General features: G+C 66.2%; 13 protein-coding genes. 2 read left to right on the plus strand and 11 right to left on the minus strand.

All coding sequences use genetic code 11. The annotated features are described in order from the left end of the window. Nucleotides 1–107 precede the first annotated feature (107 nt). Nucleotides 108–899 carry a hypothetical protein gene (locus tag ND747_RS11585; RefSeq protein ID WP_251733521.1) on the minus strand — a complete coding sequence of 264 codons (792 nt, stop codon included), beginning with the start codon at nt 897–899 and terminating at the stop codon, nt 108–110. Between the two features lie 901 nt (nt 900–1800). After that, the gene (locus tag ND747_RS11590; protein ID WP_251733522.1) at nt 1801–2496 is read right to left on the minus strand and encodes a hypothetical protein; all 696 of its coding nucleotides are present in this window, start codon (nt 2494–2496) and stop codon (nt 1801–1803) included. 148 nt (nt 2497–2644) lie between these two features. On the opposite strand from ND747_RS11590, the gene ND747_RS11595 reads away from it, so the two are divergent. Continuing rightward, nucleotides 2645–3193 (plus strand): hypothetical protein, encoded by a 549-nt coding sequence (locus ND747_RS11595; RefSeq protein WP_251733523.1) that lies wholly within the window; start codon nt 2645–2647, stop codon nt 3191–3193. A 188-nt stretch (nt 3194–3381) separates the two neighbouring features. Here ND747_RS11595 and ND747_RS11600 read toward each other — a convergent pair whose 3' ends face one another. From ND747_RS11600 to ND747_RS11640, 9 genes are all read right to left on the minus strand, one after another. Next, the gene (locus tag ND747_RS11600; RefSeq protein ID WP_251733524.1) at nt 3382–3897 is read right to left on the minus strand and encodes a hypothetical protein; all 516 of its coding nucleotides are present in this window, start codon (nt 3895–3897) and stop codon (nt 3382–3384) included. Nucleotides 3898–4207: 310 nt separating this feature from the next. Continuing rightward, complete coding sequence (locus ND747_RS11605) at nt 4208–5254, minus strand: replication-relaxation family protein (protein ID WP_251733525.1); 1047 nt, start codon at nt 5252–5254, stop codon at nt 4208–4210. 1090 nt (nt 5255–6344) lie between these two features. Further along, nucleotides 6345–7328: a hypothetical protein gene (locus ND747_RS11610; protein WP_251733526.1), complete on the minus strand. Its 984-nt coding sequence runs from the start codon at nt 7326–7328 to the stop codon at nt 6345–6347. Between the two features lie 203 nt (nt 7329–7531). Next, entirely contained in the window at nt 7532–8347 is an 816-nt protein-coding gene (locus ND747_RS11615; RefSeq protein ID WP_251733527.1) for a thiopeptide-type bacteriocin biosynthesis protein, read from the minus strand. Nucleotides 8348–8362: 15 nt separating this feature from the next. Beyond that, nucleotides 8363–9598: a lanthionine synthetase C family protein gene (locus tag ND747_RS11620; protein WP_251733528.1), complete on the minus strand. Its 1236-nt coding sequence runs from the start codon at nt 9596–9598 to the stop codon at nt 8363–8365. Further along, nucleotides 9595–12696, minus strand: a complete 3102-nt coding sequence (locus ND747_RS11625; RefSeq protein WP_251733529.1) for a lantibiotic dehydratase — start codon at nt 12694–12696, stop codon at nt 9595–9597. The genes ND747_RS11620 and ND747_RS11625 overlap by 4 nt, the downstream gene beginning before the upstream one ends. A gap of 96 nt (nt 12697–12792) precedes the next feature. Next, nucleotides 12793–12984 (minus strand): FxLD family lanthipeptide, encoded by a 192-nt coding sequence (locus ND747_RS11630; protein ID WP_251733530.1) that lies wholly within the window; start codon nt 12982–12984, stop codon nt 12793–12795. 72 nt (nt 12985–13056) lie between these two features. Next, a complete protein-coding gene (fxlM, locus tag ND747_RS11635) occupies nt 13057–14283 on the minus strand; it encodes a methyltransferase, FxLD system (protein ID WP_251733531.1) in 1227 nt (408 codons plus the stop codon). Between the two features lie 236 nt (nt 14284–14519). Then, entirely contained in the window at nt 14520–14867 is a 348-nt protein-coding gene (locus tag ND747_RS11640) for a recombinase family protein (protein ID WP_251733532.1), read from the minus strand. 512 nt (nt 14868–15379) lie between these two features. Here ND747_RS11640 and ND747_RS11645 point away from each other — a divergent pair. Continuing rightward, on the plus strand, nt 15380–15715 hold the full coding sequence (locus ND747_RS11645) for a hypothetical protein (RefSeq protein ID WP_251733533.1): 336 nt from the start codon (nt 15380–15382) through the stop codon (nt 15713–15715). Nucleotides 15716–15750 lie beyond the last annotated feature (35 nt).

The raw sequence follows: 15750 nt of genomic DNA on the forward strand, positions 1-15750 counted from the left end.
CCACGGCGGGGCCATCACGTCCACGGGGCTGGTCGTGGTGTGCTGCGGACATGGGTGGAGCCTCCGAGCATGTGCGGCGCTCGGAGGCTCCGGGGTGGGGCGGCGTGTCAGTCGTGGGTGCTGCGTCGGTGCCGGTCGTGGACGGTGAGAGCGTCGCGGATGCTGTCGCAGCGGGCGGTGAGTTCGCGTGCTTCCGCGAGCGCAGCGTCACGGACCTTGATCACAGAGCGGCGTGATCCGTACTTTCCGCCGTACATCTGCTGGGCGACGATGGCGAACACACCGGTACGTCCCAGATCCTCGGCACCACCGGCAACCGCGATGACCCGTTGCAACACCGGGAAGTCACCTCCGTCCCCCCATGCCACCGCGAACACCACGTGGCTGACTCCGGACAGGAAGGTCACTGCGGCCAGATGCTCCACCTGTGCGTCCAGCTCTTCGGGGCTGGTGTCACGGCGGGGCGGACGGTAGCCGTTGCGCTGGGCGGCGTCCGTGACTGCCCAGCTGCGGATCGTGGCACGGTCTACAAGGAACATGTCCGCGTTGTGGGGCTGGTACTGCCAGCGGTCGGCTTGCCGGGTGGTGACGTCGACGGAGGCCACGACACAACCACGGATGATCATCCCGAGTCTGCGGGCGTAGATCAGGATCGCGTCGTGGGCGATGTCGTCGGACACGTCGTCGGTGCCGTAGGGGGCGTGGCCGTCACGGACGACGGTGGCGCTGCGGTCGGCCCGCTTGTGGGACCGGGAGCTGTCGACCTTCCAGCAGTACCGATGTGCGTGGTTGACGATCGCGGCCCAGTCGGCTTCGGTGACGCGCGCCATGTCCTCGCGGGTGGCGGCCTCGGCGGGAACGGCCGACGGAATGTCACGGGAAAAGAACGCATGCGACATGAAAGTCTCCACACGGAAAGAGGGGGGATTTGGCGTCGCGCTCCGGGCGCAACTGCCGATAACTAATAATCCCCCGGCCGGGCGGCGAAATCAATACCTTCGGCCGACTTTCTTCGGCATTTCTTGGATTTCTTTTCCGCAGGTCGGGGCGCCTTTCGTTTAACCGTCCCGCGAGGATTGAAAGGAGGCGCCAAGTCCACAAGAGAGAGAGGGGGGCAAAAGGGAGGAAGGAAGGGAAAATTGAAAGACGAAGGGCATTGGCCTGAAAATGCAAGAATGCATTGCTCGGAAATGCATTGCAGATGGGATGGGGTCCGCCTGGAGATCCCTTAGGATCGCCGGACAGAGCGTCCGCCACCAGAGGCCATCCGACTATCATCCAGGCTCAGGGGAGCCAAGTCGGGCGGTGCTTGGGTCGTGGCGTGTAGGTGCTGACCTGCGCGAACGCGCTTCTGGGGGGTAGCAGCTCAAATACGCGACCGCTTTGGCTACCGGTGTTGCTAGTGGACGGGAGGGGGGTATGTCTGTCGGAGTCGGTTCCAGAGGAGCAGCGACCGCTGGAAACGGGCACTGCATGAGCAGCGGTGGTCCGGTCTCCTTGAGGAGGGCCGCTGACTAGGGCTAACGCATCACCGTCAAGATCGCTGGCACCGTCGCTGTGCGTACTCCGCCGGCCGCTGGGCTGCATGGAGGCTGTCGCGGAGCGCCCACCCGTTCTGAAGCATCTCGCTGGGGCTGCTCATTGTTAGCTGCTAACTACAGCCGCGGGAGTAATGGCGTTGGGATTGCCGGTTTGCTGACCCGATCCGGAACCGGCGTGACTGCCCCCGCCTCGTCGTAAGGCAGTCTCAACGCGTGTTGGCCGCCGCGGACGCAGCCGTCCGCTACCGTCTGCGCGAAGTCAATTCGACTCCGACGCGATCCAGGCGAGTACCAGCCGTCGTATGAGGGCTTGGCCTTCGAGGAGACCCATCACCGAGGACTTGTTCGGGGTGCCGTCCATCCTGGCGTGCCGTGCGGCTTGTCCGCTGATCCCGGGATGGTTCGCGGCCAGACCGAAGGCCCGCGCCTCGGCGTTCGTCATCCAGCCGAGTGCCACCGGGTCGCGGCCGTCCTTCACGATCTCCCACACCTTGTAGAGCTCGACCCACCCAAGGAGCTTGGTCCGGCCGAGGATCGCCAGTGCCTCGGCGATGGCCGGATTGCGAGCTGCGGCAGCCGCCTGCGGCGGCCCTGGAGGCGCTGGCGGCTCGGACCCAACCACGTCGCCGCCCATGACGACGATCCCGGCGCGGGTGGTCAGCCTGATCGTTTCAGCTGAGACCACGACATGACGTCGGCCGCCCTCGTCATACGTCCCGGTAAGTTCGATCGCCTCGAACTCCATGTCGTTCAACCAGCCAATGCCGTTGACCGAGGCGAGGACCTCTGCGGCTGCCTCGTGGAACTGTGAGCCCTCGCGCCGACGGTCTACCGCTGCTGCGGTGAGGTAGTAGCCCCTCTCGTCGCGGGCGACCTGGGTGTCGCCCGCGGGCAGGACCCGCATGAGGAGGGCAAGGTCTGCCTCGCGACCCAGCAGACGTACTTTCAAGGTCATCCCCTCAGCCTACGGTCCTTGTGGAGCTGGTCCGCCAGGCACCGGCGACGGCGACGGCCGCTGAGATGCGAGGCCTGTCGGAGTGGCGTACTAACGTCGCACGATGACCGACGGAGTGGATTCGTCCCCTACGCGCCTGGATGCGACAGTGAGCGTGCCGCAGTCGTCCGGGGACCTGATCGACGACCTTCGCGACGCTCACACACGCATCAAGATCGCGGTTCTCGGAGCCGCCGCCCGTGGACGAGTGTCCGACCCCGACGCCGTGCTCGCCGCGATCACACCTGAGTTGGCGGCCGTCAAGGCGCTGGCGGCGGAGGCCGCGCTGCGCGTCGTCGTGGAGACAGAACGGCGGGAGCGTACCGAGCGGGCCCGCGCGCGCATGGTCCGACTGGACGAGTCACGGGTACGTAACGCTGTCGCGAACCTGGTCGTCACCGAAGTGGACAAGGAATTCGACCCGCGCGGCTGCTTCGTCTACCTGCTGTGGGGAGCCGACCCCGACAGGCCGCTTTACGTGGGAAAGTCAACAAAAATCCTGGCGAGGTTGGGGCAGCACATGGGCGACCGGCAAAAGCGACACCGTGTCCAGCGCGTCACGGTGATTCGGTGCCGGGATGGCCGCCAGATGAATCGCACGGAAGAAAAGCTGATCGCGGAGTACCAGCCGACGCTCAACATCCTGGGCATCGAATAGCGACGTTTATTGCTCCGCCAGGAAATGCGATGGGGTCCCGATCCGGTCCGGCCGTGTGCGACCGTCGCTGGTCCGGACCCGGACCCCGGACCGGACCCGGACTCAGACCGGGCCAGGACCGGCCCCACGGCTCAGAATCCGGATCTTGTCGGGGCGGACAGTGACGCTGGTTCGGCGCTCGCAGTGGGTTAGGGCAGGGCGGGCAGGTGCGAGGCGAGATCGGGGATGTTGGCGGTGAGCAGACGGTGCAGGGCGGCGCCGGGGGTGCGCTGGAGAGGCCGGATCGGGCTGGTGAAGTACTCGGGGTCGTCGAAGACCGGTTCGCCGCCTGGGCGGCGGGTGAACGGGACGCGGCCGTAGTCGATGCCGTCGGTGTCGTCGCAGCTCATCCAGGTGATCGCTTCCTGCTCGTCGGGTTGCACGGGTGCGGTGAACAGGGGCCGGGCCTGGATGATCTCGCCGTCGTCGTACCAGACCTGGGGGACGGCGAGGACCCAGCGGCGGGTGGCGTTGCTCTGGGCTTGCGCGGCGGCGCGGATCTCGAACGCGAGCGCGGTCGCCCAGCTGATCAGATAGGGGGCGTCGGTGAGGATCAGGTTCCGGGTGCCGTGCAAGCCCAGGATCGCGGGGTGGTCGCCGGCGCGGACAGCGTGTTGCACACGGCTGGTGATGTCCTCGACCAGCGTCCAGGTGTCAGTGTTCACAGTCCAGGTCCTCTCTTCCGTCGGATGGGGTGGGGCCTGTGTCGGCCTCACATGGGAAATACGGGCGGGGTGCGGCCCGACCGTCCGCGCGACGCGAACGCACCTACCGGCACCCGCCGCGGGCCGGCGACAGGTTGGTGGTAGGCCGGGTCCTTATCCCTCATACGGGGCGGGTGAGGCCCCGACCGTCCAAGACGCGGGCCGAGAAGCCGAGGCGCTGGCCATGTGACCCGAGCCCGGAAACGGCGACGGTCCCGCCGCGCGCCCGGGGAGGCGTGGGGCGGGACCGTCGTAGCAGCGGGTTGGGGGGTTAGGCGGCGGCTTGCTGCCCGTACTGGCCGGTGGGGGGCATGGGTCGGGGTGGGTGTAGCCGTCCTGGCCGGGGCTGGACGGCTACGTCCTCGGCGTCCTTGGGCCTGGGGGTGGGGGTGGAGCGGTGGGGCCAGACCCGGTCGAGCTGGTGCAGGGCGAAGCGGCCGGGGCCGGCCGAGGTGGTAGGCAGGGGTAGCCAGCGCACGAGGGTGGGGTCAAGGTGGTCGTCCGGTGCGACGAGGTCGGCTGCGGTGGTCGCGACGGGCACCAGGGCGGGCTGGGCGGATTCGCGCAGGGCGCGGGTCAGGGCCAGGCGGGCGGCGGTCTCACGGCGGCTGGTGGGGAACCAGAACAGGACCGGGGTGGTGATCCTTGTGGCGGTGACGAGCTGCTGGTAGTCGGGGAGTTTCGCGGCGAGACGGCGCATCGGTTCGGTGCCGTAGTCGAGTTCGAGGAACCATTCGATCTCGGTGCCGTGGTGGGCCCAGCGGCCGTAGGCGTCGGGGCGGACGATGTCGCCGAAGTGGTCGGCGCAGCGTTCCTGCGACCACCAGGCGGTCAGAGTGCCGGTGGTGTCGGGCTGGCGGGCGTGGTGCACGAGGCTGGTGAACATGGCGTTGACCGCGACCCGGTGGGCGAGGTGCAGGGAGTGGGCGATGCCTTTCGCCCGGTCGTGCTGGTAGCCGGTCTTCTTCGGGTCCACGCCGTCCTCGTGGGCGAGCACGGCCGCACCGGCAACGTCCAACACGTAGTGCATGGGCGCCAGGCCGCTTGCGGCGAGTGGCTGGAAGCGGTCCAGGACCCGCCAGCGGTAGAGCTCCAGCAGGCGGATGTTCGCCGAGCGGCGTGACGTCCAGGCGAGCTGGGCGATCTGGTGGGTGGTCAGGACCCGATGCTCGTGGATCATCCGGGTGATCCAGCGGTCTCGGGGCGTGAGGTGGCGGGCCAGCCAGAGCAGATGGTCGTTTCCGGTGACGGTGCGGGCGGTCGGCCGGGCGTAGGTGCGGTGGCCAAGATGGCGCTGCTGCGGAGGATTCGTGATCAAACGGGGCGTCTCCCAAGAACGGAACGGTCAGACAGACACGGCGAAGAACGTGACGGCGGCGTACACGGGGAACTAAGGGCCAAGCGGGTCCGAAAGCCGGCAGGAGGTGACCGCGCAAGCCCGTCCCCGGGAGACCAGAGAGCTCGACGGGTCGCCAGCGATATCCCTGCCGCGACCGGCGCGGCGGGTGCCAGCCTCCGTCGGCAAGCACGGTCCTGCCCGGTGGCTACGCCGGCCGAGACGTGAGGGCCGCGAGTGCCCCATGCAGGCCACCGGGCGAGGGATCGTGTGGCCGTCGTCGGAGCAGGTCGGCAGCCGCGCGGCCGACCGGGCACTGATCGCGACCGGCGTCCCGGTCGACCCGCGAGAAAAGAAGCGCCCGACTGGTCGGGTGGCCACCTACGGCGCCGGTGAGTCAGCGTCCGGTGAACGCTCCCCGGTAGGCGTGGCGGGCGCGGGACGGCACCGCGGAAAGGACCGCACCAACAAGGTCTCATACCGACGGAAAGCGACACGATCCCAGAGGGCTACCCCGATCACGACCAAAGCCAAACCACCGACCGGCCGCGCTCCGCCGCCCTGCATCCAACAGTGGAAGAACCCCGCCCACGACACCAATCCAGAAACCTCGGGTGGGCGTCACAGGCGCACGACCTGCACCATGGCCCCATATTCGGGTCGCCCATCGGCCTTCCCCCTGGCGGGCGGGCGGGTGGTCCGATGGGCGGGCGAACCGCAAGCCGACATTTAAGGCATTAAAGACAAATAACCCGAGAATTTGTGTTCGAGATCACACGGATTCATCAACGCAATCGTGGGTTGGCAGATGCCCATCACCGACCCAATAAGATCGTATGGCCATCGCCCCATGCTGGCGCGGACGGACGTCGTCGGAGCCCTGCCGTGTAAGTCGAGGTCGAGGCGGACCGCATGAGCGGAACCGTGCACGGCCGCGCATGGCAGCACCCAGCCGTACGCGTGACCGAATACCCGCGCGGGCCATACCGGGGCTCAAAGATCATTTGAGTGGAGGTCGGCGTCGGCATCCCTCGCACCGCTGACGGCTGTTCGCAGTGGGTCGCGTCGTCGCTCAACCCGTGCTTGCAGCCTTCGCCGTTGTGGACGGACTGTGGCCGGCATGGCGACCCAGACACTCCCGTAGGTGATTTTCAGCGATGGCAAAGGCATCGGTCAGGTCGTTGCGCAGCAGGTGCGGGAGGGCTCCCGCGTCGAGCCCAGAGGCCCGAGCAAGATCGGCCAGGGTTTCACGTTCCGTGGCCGACAGGGCTTCGGCCAGCAAGCGGTGGGCGAGTGCATCCCGGGCTGCGTAGGCATCGCCACATGCGCCGTTGATCAATGCTGTGCGTAGTGGGCTGAGGTGTGGGTGGTCGTGGCCGCCGGCGAGATCGAGCGCGACCATGCCAGTTCGGCCGCGAAAGACCGCGGCAGGCGGATCTGGCTGGCCCAGCATGGCGAGGACAGCAGCGAGCATCGGCGGAATCTGGGAGCGCACCTCAGCGCCGGCCGCGCGCATGCAGTAGACGCGTAGCAGGCTTTGAACGGCCGGTTCCCATGATGATTCGGAGGCCGCACTCTGCTCGACCATGGTCGCGGCGCGCTCTGTCTGGCCGTCCTGCACGAGAGCCAGGATGGTGACCTGGCGGCCGTCGAGCAGCCGTACGCCGACTCCGCGGTGGGCCGCCGCGTGTTCGGCGGCCTCTCGCCAGCGTCCGGCTTGTGTGAGCGCGCGGGCGCCATCCGCCAGGAACGCGGCCCAGATCACGGCACATGCCACTCGGTGATCTTCATGGCCGCGGGTGATATCCCGAAGGTTCACCGATCGCTCGTCGATCACAGTGTCTATTCGGTTACGCGCGGCATGGTAGAGCGTTCGAAGCATTGCGTAGGCGCCGTCGCCGTCACCCTCGCGAATCAGCTGGCGCGGTAGGTTCAGGACCGGCTGGAGGGAAAGCTCGATGACTGATGTCGGCAGCCGCGCCTGGTTGAATACCTCATGCTGCCGCCAGCACAGGTTGCGGGCGAGTTCCGACTCCCCGCAGTCGGAGGCGATCAACGCTGCTGCGTTGCAGACTTCAGCTGCCCGTATCCCTCGATCGTCGTGAGCTGCCTGTGTGGCCAGGTCCTGCAATTGTTTAACGCGAGTCGCCAGAGGAAGGCATGGAGGGCGGGGGCGCGGTACCAGTGGAAACCATGCGAGCGCGTTTCCAGTTATCGGAGGTACGCTGACCTTCGTCATCGAAGTCCGTTTCTCGCGGCCTAGTCGGAGGTGTCGCCGAACACCACATTTCTGGCGGTGTTGGCTAAGGTGGCCTGAGTAGCATGGGGAAGTCCGTGCCGGTTCCAGGCGAAGATAACGTGATGAGCCAGAATGGCGCGTAGTCCGCGGTGTAGCCGCCCGTCGGCTGCCAGCGTAGCCAGTTCCGTGCCAGCAGCGGCAAAGGCGTCGGCCCAGCCTGCGGCAGGGGCTAGAGAGGTGCCCTCGCGGGTCAGACTTCCGGTGTCGACGCTCATCAGCCGTCGCAAGTTTTCTTGCAAGGCACGGCGTCGGTCGTCAGGAATCTGCGCTGGTCGTTCGCGGTGGGCGGCGACCCGTGACCACACGTCTCCTTCCTCGTACCAATCGAGTCCAGCCGCATGCAGGAGATGCGCGCACAGAAGGATTGACAACTCGCGACGGTGCCTCTTGGCTGGCAGATGGCAGGTATTGTCGAGATAGGCGAGCAGGTGCTTGCTGTCGAGATGAAAGAGCTGGTGGGAAATTTTCATGCCTTCATCACCGCCGAAGGCGTGAATTTCAGGTTCGTAGATCACGAAGGTTGCGCCTTGGATGTGGTGCGCGTCTTTAAGTTTATCGAGATGACGTTGCATGTATTCCTGCGCCACTGCCGTACGGCGGAGGGACTGGTAGCGAACTCGCCAGTTAGGCGATTTGCGGACAAAAAACCAAGATGCGATGAGATCGTCGCTGCTGGCTTCGGCCAGCAGGGGGGCAAGGTGAGCCAGGGCAACGTTCTCGGCGCTCGCCCAGTCAAAAAACGTGATGTTCACCTGGTGCCAGTGGCTGGGGTCCACGTGGTGAGCTCCTGATCAGGACAGTAGTAGAAATGCGTCCCACTCCGATATCGGGGCGTTCCCGGTGCCGGCGGTGTGTAGGGCGAGTGCAGCCCCGGCCGCGCCGTCGAGAAGTTCGGGATTGAGTGAGGGTTGGCCCATCTGGGCTATCAGCCTGGCGGCCACGTTGGGTATCTCAGCGGCGATCCGGGGGTTGCGGGAATCGGCAGCCATTCGCCATGTGGCTTGGAGAAGTCCGGCGGTTCCGTGACACAGCCCGATCTCTGCAAGCTGATCCAGCTGTGTCTGATCCCGCAGCGTTGCCAGCAGCGCGCTCTCCGCGATCTCCTGGCGTGCCGTGTCGCCGAGGGCGAGGCCGGCGAGTTGCTGGGCTCGGGCGGTACCGGCGATGCCGTAACACCAGGATGGCCGGGGCCGCAGTGCCTGGGCGATGCGGTGATCGCGATTCTGGTCGACGGTGATGAGCCCTGGCCACCATGGGCCGGCGTCGTGCTGGCACCACTGGTCGGTCCATGCGCAGATCCGTGCGACCGCTTCGTCGATGCCTGGGGTCGGCAGATCACGGAGCAGGGCCAGCGAGAGTAGGGCCATGACGGCGCCGATGCCGTGTGCGAGGCCGAAGTTCCCGTGGCCGTGCGGGTATTGCGGGTTCGGCTCGCCGTTGGGCGACACGTCGGTCCACCACGGTGGGAGTTCGCCTCGCGCGGGCAACGGTTCAGTAAGACGTACCAGGTACGACAACAGCTCGTGGGTGATCGGGTGGTCTGGATGCCGCCGGAGATGGTAGACGCCCAGCCCTGTTAGGCCCCGGATCAGGTCGAACTCTTTCATCGTGGGCCGTTGTCCCTGCTCGATCCGTGTGTGCGCCGCGGCCAGACGGCTCCGTGTCATCGCGAGGACAGCTTGATCCAGATGGTCGATCGCGCGGTGGTATCTGTCTGTTGTTCCGGCGGCCAGATGGGTGACGAATGCCAGTGCTGGCGCCCCGAAGAACAAGCCTGCGTTGGACGCCGCGGTCAGTTCGTCCGAAGCGGCGGCGGACAGCCAGGCGTGGGCGGTCTGCCAGTCGCCACGTCCGGTGTAGGCGCGTTCAATATGCAGCAGGGCGATGCCCGCCGCGCCGCCGGCCAGCGACTGCGGCCATGCCCTTCCTTCCGATGGCGGCGCGGCGGCCCACGTTGTACGCGGGTCGGCCAGCGCATCGGCGACGGAGTCCGCGATGGCCAGCGCGTCCGGTCCGGACCTAATCATGATGTCCTCCCTGCTCGCGCGGTCCAGCTCAGTGCGGCGGCGCGGGCGAGGTGCAGGCATGCACGCTCGCCGGTCAGGTCCGTTCCGACCATGCGGGCGTGGTGAAGATGCAACAGATCGGGCAGGAGGACGGCTGGGGATGCTGTGCCGGTCTCCCGAAGTACACGACGGTAGGTGGCAAGTGCTTCGCGTCGGCGTGTCCAGGAGGAGATGATCGACGTGCCGAAGGGCTGCGTGGCCAGGTCCCGCTGGTCTGTCGGATTCGCCAGTGCGATGGCCTGCCGGTAGAGAGCACGAGCCGGCGCGGATGGTTCCGTCCGGGTGTGCTCGATCAGCCAGGTCATGGCCTCGGCGGCATCGCTGATCAAACCGATCGTGATGTCGAGCATGCTTGCAGCGGTCAGGGCACGCACGTCGGGGCCGTCCTTTTCACTGGAGGCCGCAAGCTGCGCGAGGGCTGCGGCGGAGTCGGCCGCGAAGTACGCCTCCGCGGCTTCCAGCGCGGCCGTGCCCCCGAAGCGAGCAGCCTCGGGAAAACAGGTGTCCCACTGGACGTGCGAGACCAGACCTGCTCGGCGAAGGCGCTGGGTCCAGGCGCCGATCCAGGCGGCAGTGGGCGCGGCCTCGTCGGCAGGGACAACCAGTCGCACGCGTAGATGCTCTTCGGGGTCGTGGTAGCGCAGGAACCACCATCGCAGCCCGGAGTTCACCTGCTTGTCCAACTCGGTCACCAGGTACGGCAGATGGCGGGTGAGGATGCTGCTCTGGCTGTCAGGTCTGGCGTAGAGCTTGACGAAGAACCGCCCATCGCAACCGGGAAGATATCCGTGGTCGCGACCGACCAGCCGGGCGGTCTTTCGCCATGGCGCTGTCGTCGTCGGAGGGCCGGCGGCGGCCAGAGGGATGACGATCTCGTGGGCATATCCTTCGATCCAACCCGCCCCCTCGGCGTCGGGGGCGGCGCGCAGGACGACGGTGCCGGCGCGGTCCAGCTGGGTGCGTAACAGCGCCCGGTGAGCCGGCTCCGACAGGTCCAGCATGATGCGCTGGTCTCCCTCACCGAGGTAGATCGCCCTTGGAAGCCTCACTCGCTCACGCCACGAAGCCAGGAGACGCTCCCATTCCTCCCAGCTGGCTGCTGGGGCGGGTAGGTCGGCGGCCACCAGCAGCCAGCGAGCCGGAGAGAGGATCGCGCGCCCGTGTCGCAGCGCCGGCAGGAAGGGGAGCCCGGCCGCAGCCCCCCAGTCGAAGGAAGTACAGGGGATGCTCATCGCGACCGTGGCCTCGGCGAGGAACCGCACCAGCGGATGCGCGTATCGACTGGGCTCCACCGCGTTGAGCACCACCGGTTCGACCATCTGGCGCCGGGAGATCGAGATCAGGTAGATCCGGTGGGCGTCCGCCGTCACCGCAATGTCGTCCAGCGCTATCTGCCCCCCGCCCTCGGCGCTGCCGCCCTCGTGGTACTCGCCAAGGGACAGGAGATGGGCCATCACGTGCGGGCTACGGGCTACGTTGTCGCTGGTCGTGTACCGGGTGGGTGCCGAGATCTGCACTGTGAGCGCGCCATGGCTCACGGTCGCGAGGCTTGCATGCGGCGCGGACATCCGCGCATGGTCTTCGTCGTCGAACAGGTCCAGGAATCGTCCCGTCGTCGTGCCGGCCGAGCGCGACACTCCGACGATCGCGAGTGCGAACTCACCTTCGCTCACCGAGCGTCTGCTTGCGGCATGAATGCGTACGGTTAGTTCGGTGGTCGGCTGGATGGAGCCGGCAGCATCGACAACCGTAAGATCATTGATCATGGTCTCGTTGAGCAGAATCTCCGTCTCGCCCCCCAGCGCGGCTTTCTGCGCCAGCGTCAGCAGCTTCATGTCCCGCTCGGTGAGTGTGGTGCTCGCGATAGCAGGAGCCCCGAGGTAACCAGCCGGGTAGCCCAGCCCGATCCCGGCGTCGACGGCGTCGCGAACGGGGACCAGAGCATGCGGGCCGTACCGTTCCAAAAAGCGGCTGTGCCAGGCATCCCAGCCACGGCTGAGCGTCGGGCGTCGGGCCAGGCGCACCAGCACCGCCGCCGTCGCCGCTGCCTCGTCCGCTATCAGACGGGGGACGGCCAGATCCCAGTCCATGCGTAGATCGACCCCCAACGCCGGCTTCGCCGTGGGGCAGATGGCGGCCATCTCGTCGGCGAGACGTACACGATGTCGGCTCGCGATGTCCCAGTCGGCCGCGCCGTCGTGCGCCCGCAACCCGTCGGCGATCCCGCCCAGCTGAGCGGCGATCGTGGCCACCGCGGAGGATTGTCCGCCAGCGGAGATCGATTGGAGCACGCCCACCACATGGTCGAGAGGGCTGCTTGCCGTCGTCGCAGGCCGCAGGTTCGTAATCAGAAGGCGCTGTTCCACCAGGGCCGCCAGAAGCGTGTCGACAACGCTCAACGGGACAGGCGTGACCTTGGCTCGAAGCCTGACCGCGAGGTCTCCGATCAGAATGGGCCTGTCCGCCATGTCCATGGCGACGCGGATCGGCGTGGTCGCGCGTACCTGGACGTGTGTGGGTGCGCCGGCAGCCGCTGCGCTCGGGCGGTGTTCCAACACGAAGTAGCCGTCACGCTCGAACACGAGGTTGTTCGCCACGACCCGCAGGTGTGGCCGAAGCGTCGAGTCGGCTTCGAGTCGTTCGATCACGGCGGTGAGCCATCCACCGTCAACCCGCGCGACGGCACGGTGCGCTGCGCCGATCCGAGCAGAGGGGCGGTCGGCCAGGCGGGCAGATGCGACCCCCGCGAACAGGCCGAAGGGCGTTGCGCGTCCCGAGGCGCGCAACAGATAGCGCATCACTGACAGCACTGCCCGGCGCACCGCAGATTCGGAGACCTGCTGTCCATCGCAGATCTCGCGTACTCGGCGTGCCAGGACCGGGCTGGCCTGCTCCAGCGCAACCCAGAAGTCGGGATCTTGCATCACCCGACGCAGCCACCGGCGCCACGACTCCGGCGCAGCCGCCTGTCCCAGCAGGTCGGGCCACCGACCGTCTTCCGTAGTCGCAGGCCGGTTGACTGCCGCGCGCACCACCAGGGAGTCAAGATGCTGATACATCCGCCGCTCCGCAGTTGAGGCGGCGTCCGTCCAGGCGAGAGAAGCCGCCCAGGCGGACGCCGCGGACTCAGGTCATCGAGGCGCTGAGGGCGCCGCCTACGGACAGGTGGTCGAGCAGGCCGACTGGCACGTCTGGCCGCAGCCGTCGTCGGTCATCCGGATGAGCCGGTCTGCGGCCGGCCCCGACTCGACGATCGAGATGTCCAGGTCCCAGCTGGCGAGGTCCTCCTGATCCTGCGCCAACTTCGGAACGACAGCCAATGCAGGCTCGTCGAAATGGATGGTCATACAGATCTCCCTTCGAGGCGATGGCGGTGGGGTTCCGGTGCCCCTCGACGTTCGGCCGGGGAGCCCGGAATTCTAGGACCAGGAGATCGCGACAGCGCCATGCCGTTTCGGCACGATCCCCGTGGATGGCAGAGGCGTTCCAGCAGCCTTGGGTATGTACCGAATGCGAGCCGCGCCGGTACGCCGATGATCCCTCTCCCATCGGCGAAGCAGATCAACGTACTCATTGGCGACGCGCTCGGCATCGGGACCGTGAGCGAAGACGCCACTCTCGAATCCGCCAATCTCGCCATTCGGACGCTTTGTCCGGTAGGCGAAACTGGCACCGCTGATCAGGATGGGAACACCTCTGCCGGCGGATGGGGCGAATTGGCCGTCCGCGATGAGATTTTCATTCACGTGCAGCAACGCGACCCGGCGCATATTGGTGACGAGAAAGAGTTCGAGCTCGTCAGGGAGATCGAATGCTGCGCCAGACCAGCGCTCCAGCCGCGGGGAGTTCAGCGACTCCCGCAGTCCCTCGATATCGTAATCCGGCGGCGGCCCGTCGAGACGGAGCCCGACCTCTTCGGTCAGCTTGACGATCGACTCGCGAGATGAACCGATTCCCTGCATGGGAACGAAACCACACAGACGGTAGCTGCGGCTCGTCAGACTCACCTTGCCGTCCGCATCGACCCGGTCGAACGCGACGGAGCGGGTCAGTCCTCTCATCCGCAGCGGCACAACGATCCTGCCCCGGTCCGATAGCTGCTCCAGCCAAGCCGGCGGAATGTCCCAGGCCCCAGCGGTAACGACGATCCGGTCATAAGGGGCTTTTTCGGGCACACCTGCCTCGGCGTCGGCCACCACCACGTCCACGCGGTCATAGCCGGCCGCATTCAGACAGGCACGGGCCCGCACCACAATCTCTTGATCGATATCGACCGATGTGACCGCCCCGCCGTCGCCGACGAGCTCCTGCATCAGCGCGGCATTATAACCACCCGAGCCGATCTCAAGAACTCGCATGCCAGGTTCGAGCTCGGCCTGTTCCAGCATGACCGCCTGAATGTGCGTAGCAGAAAGGGAACTGATCGCTACGCCATCTCGGTCGCGCTTGACTACCACCGCATCGTTCGCGGCGTACGCCGCCTCCAGTGACTCCTCCGGAGCGAACAGGTGTCGGGGTACTCTCAAAATTGCCTTTGCAACAGCCCCCGTTATGATCGCGTCACCCGTTGCGCGAAGCTCATCCACCATACGAGCCCGCAGCAGGGCCGCGGCATCCTGGGTTCCTGAATCTCGAACTGGAATCATGCTGGACACCTTAGCGAGTCGATGGAGAGGGTGGAGGTAGTGCCTTCCGTTCTACCGGCAGCTACGGATCATAGAGAGACGCCATCAGAACTTCCTCTTTCCTTCCTCTGGCTCAATCCAAAGGATTTCGGTGACGGATACGTAGTCACAGCCCAGATCGTTCACCAGTCGCTTCACATGGGCCATTTTCCCGGTCGCCGCTAGTCCCACGAAGGTGATCTTCTCCGACCCGCCCGCTACCCCGACCCCGTCTCGCCATGTGCATGCCCGGTCGCGATGAGTAGCGTTCCGCCCAGCAGTTGGATTTCCATCTCAATCGCTTTCCTGATCGCCGCCCACGTCGAAAGATGGTCGGAGGTAGGTACGATGACGCAACAACCCTCGCGGGCGCGAAGGCAATCAAGAAGTACGGACAATCCCGGCCGGATGAGCCTGCCCGGCGGCATATTGCGGTCAACATACACCTCGGCCAACGTATAGCTCTCGGCGTCAGCGAACACAGTGACCTGGCGATGCAGCTTTGAGATCTCCTGTTTGTCGTCGCCGGTCAGACTGAGATATCCATAGGCCCAGGTCCGCCCCATCGGCCCTCCAGAGATTTACCACAGAGGTGACTGAAACCGCGACAGTTCGGCAAAGATTCGCGAGTTGGAGTCGGCTGTTCCGAAGTGTTCTCGGCACCAGCAGCAGCGCTGCCTACAGGTCGTGGACTTTGACGGCAGCAGGCGGTCGGGCCGCGGTGCAGATGGAGAAGCACGCTCGTCACACGGGCTTTGGAAAGCTCCTCGACCAACAGGACAAGGTTCTTCTCCGGCGGCGGCAAAACCGATCGCATGTGGGGATGCGGAACGGCCGGCGTGCTGCCGGAATCTGCTTCCTCGCCCGTAGGTGGTCTGGCGACGGCTCTCATGCTGTCGATCAGCAGCAGGTCCAGTGGACGAATGTGTTCCCGGTCTTCTATGTCCAGGAGGCTATGGATGCCGGTTCCGTAAATCGCCGCCAGAATCGCGAGTCTCTGTGGCGTGGGGCGACCGCGGTTGGGGGATGGCCAATGCTCCATGTCGCAAAGACGCGGCGCACTCATAGGAGCTTTCCCGTGGGGATCGATATCGAGGTCCGCAGCAAGGGAATTCAGGCGATCAGCGGTCTGGTCCAGCGTCCAGCCGCGAGCCAGACGAAAGGCGGCGCGGGGTCGGTACCGATAGCGCCGGGCGAACTCGCCGGCAATTTCTGCGTGGGTCATCCCAGCGGCGTGCATGCGGTCGCGAAGGTCATCCTGCTCGGCTCGGAGGCTGCGCTTCCGCATGATGACGTCCTCGCCCTCTCCCGCTTCAGTGAATGGTCGGCCGATTGGATCTGCCCGGCCAAGTCCACTAAAACGCAGTCACCGTCGCTCTCGACAGGTCCGGGAGCCGGGATGTCAAGGGGATGATTGGTGGGATTGATCATTTACGGGCCGTAGGGGAC

The organism is Frankia sp. R82 (assembly GCF_023716925.1).
GTDB lineage: Bacteria > Actinomycetota > Actinomycetes > Frankiales > Frankiaceae > Frankia.

Coding starts and splice junctions, on each gene's coding strand:
- ND747_RS11625 (WP_251733529.1), bottom strand. CDS start 12,696: ATGTATCAGCATCTTGACTCCCTGGTGGTGCGCGCGGCAGTCAACCGG.
- fxlM (WP_251733531.1), bottom strand. CDS start 14,283: ATGATTCCAGTTCGAGATTCAGGAACCCAGGATGCCGCGGCCCTGCTG.
- ND747_RS11590 (WP_251733522.1), bottom strand. CDS start 2,496: ATGACCTTGAAAGTACGTCTGCTGGGTCGCGAGGCAGACCTTGCCCTC.
- ND747_RS11585 (WP_251733521.1), bottom strand. CDS start 899: ATGTCGCATGCGTTCTTTTCCCGTGACATTCCGTCGGCCGTTCCCGCC.
- ND747_RS11640 (WP_251733532.1), bottom strand. CDS start 14,867: ATGGGGCGGACCTGGGCCTATGGATATCTCAGTCTGACCGGCGACGAC.
- ND747_RS11620 (WP_251733528.1), bottom strand. CDS start 9,598: ATGATTAGGTCCGGACCGGACGCGCTGGCCATCGCGGACTCCGTCGCC.
- ND747_RS11630 (WP_251733530.1), bottom strand. CDS start 12,984: ATGACCATCCATTTCGACGAGCCTGCATTGGCTGTCGTTCCGAAGTTG.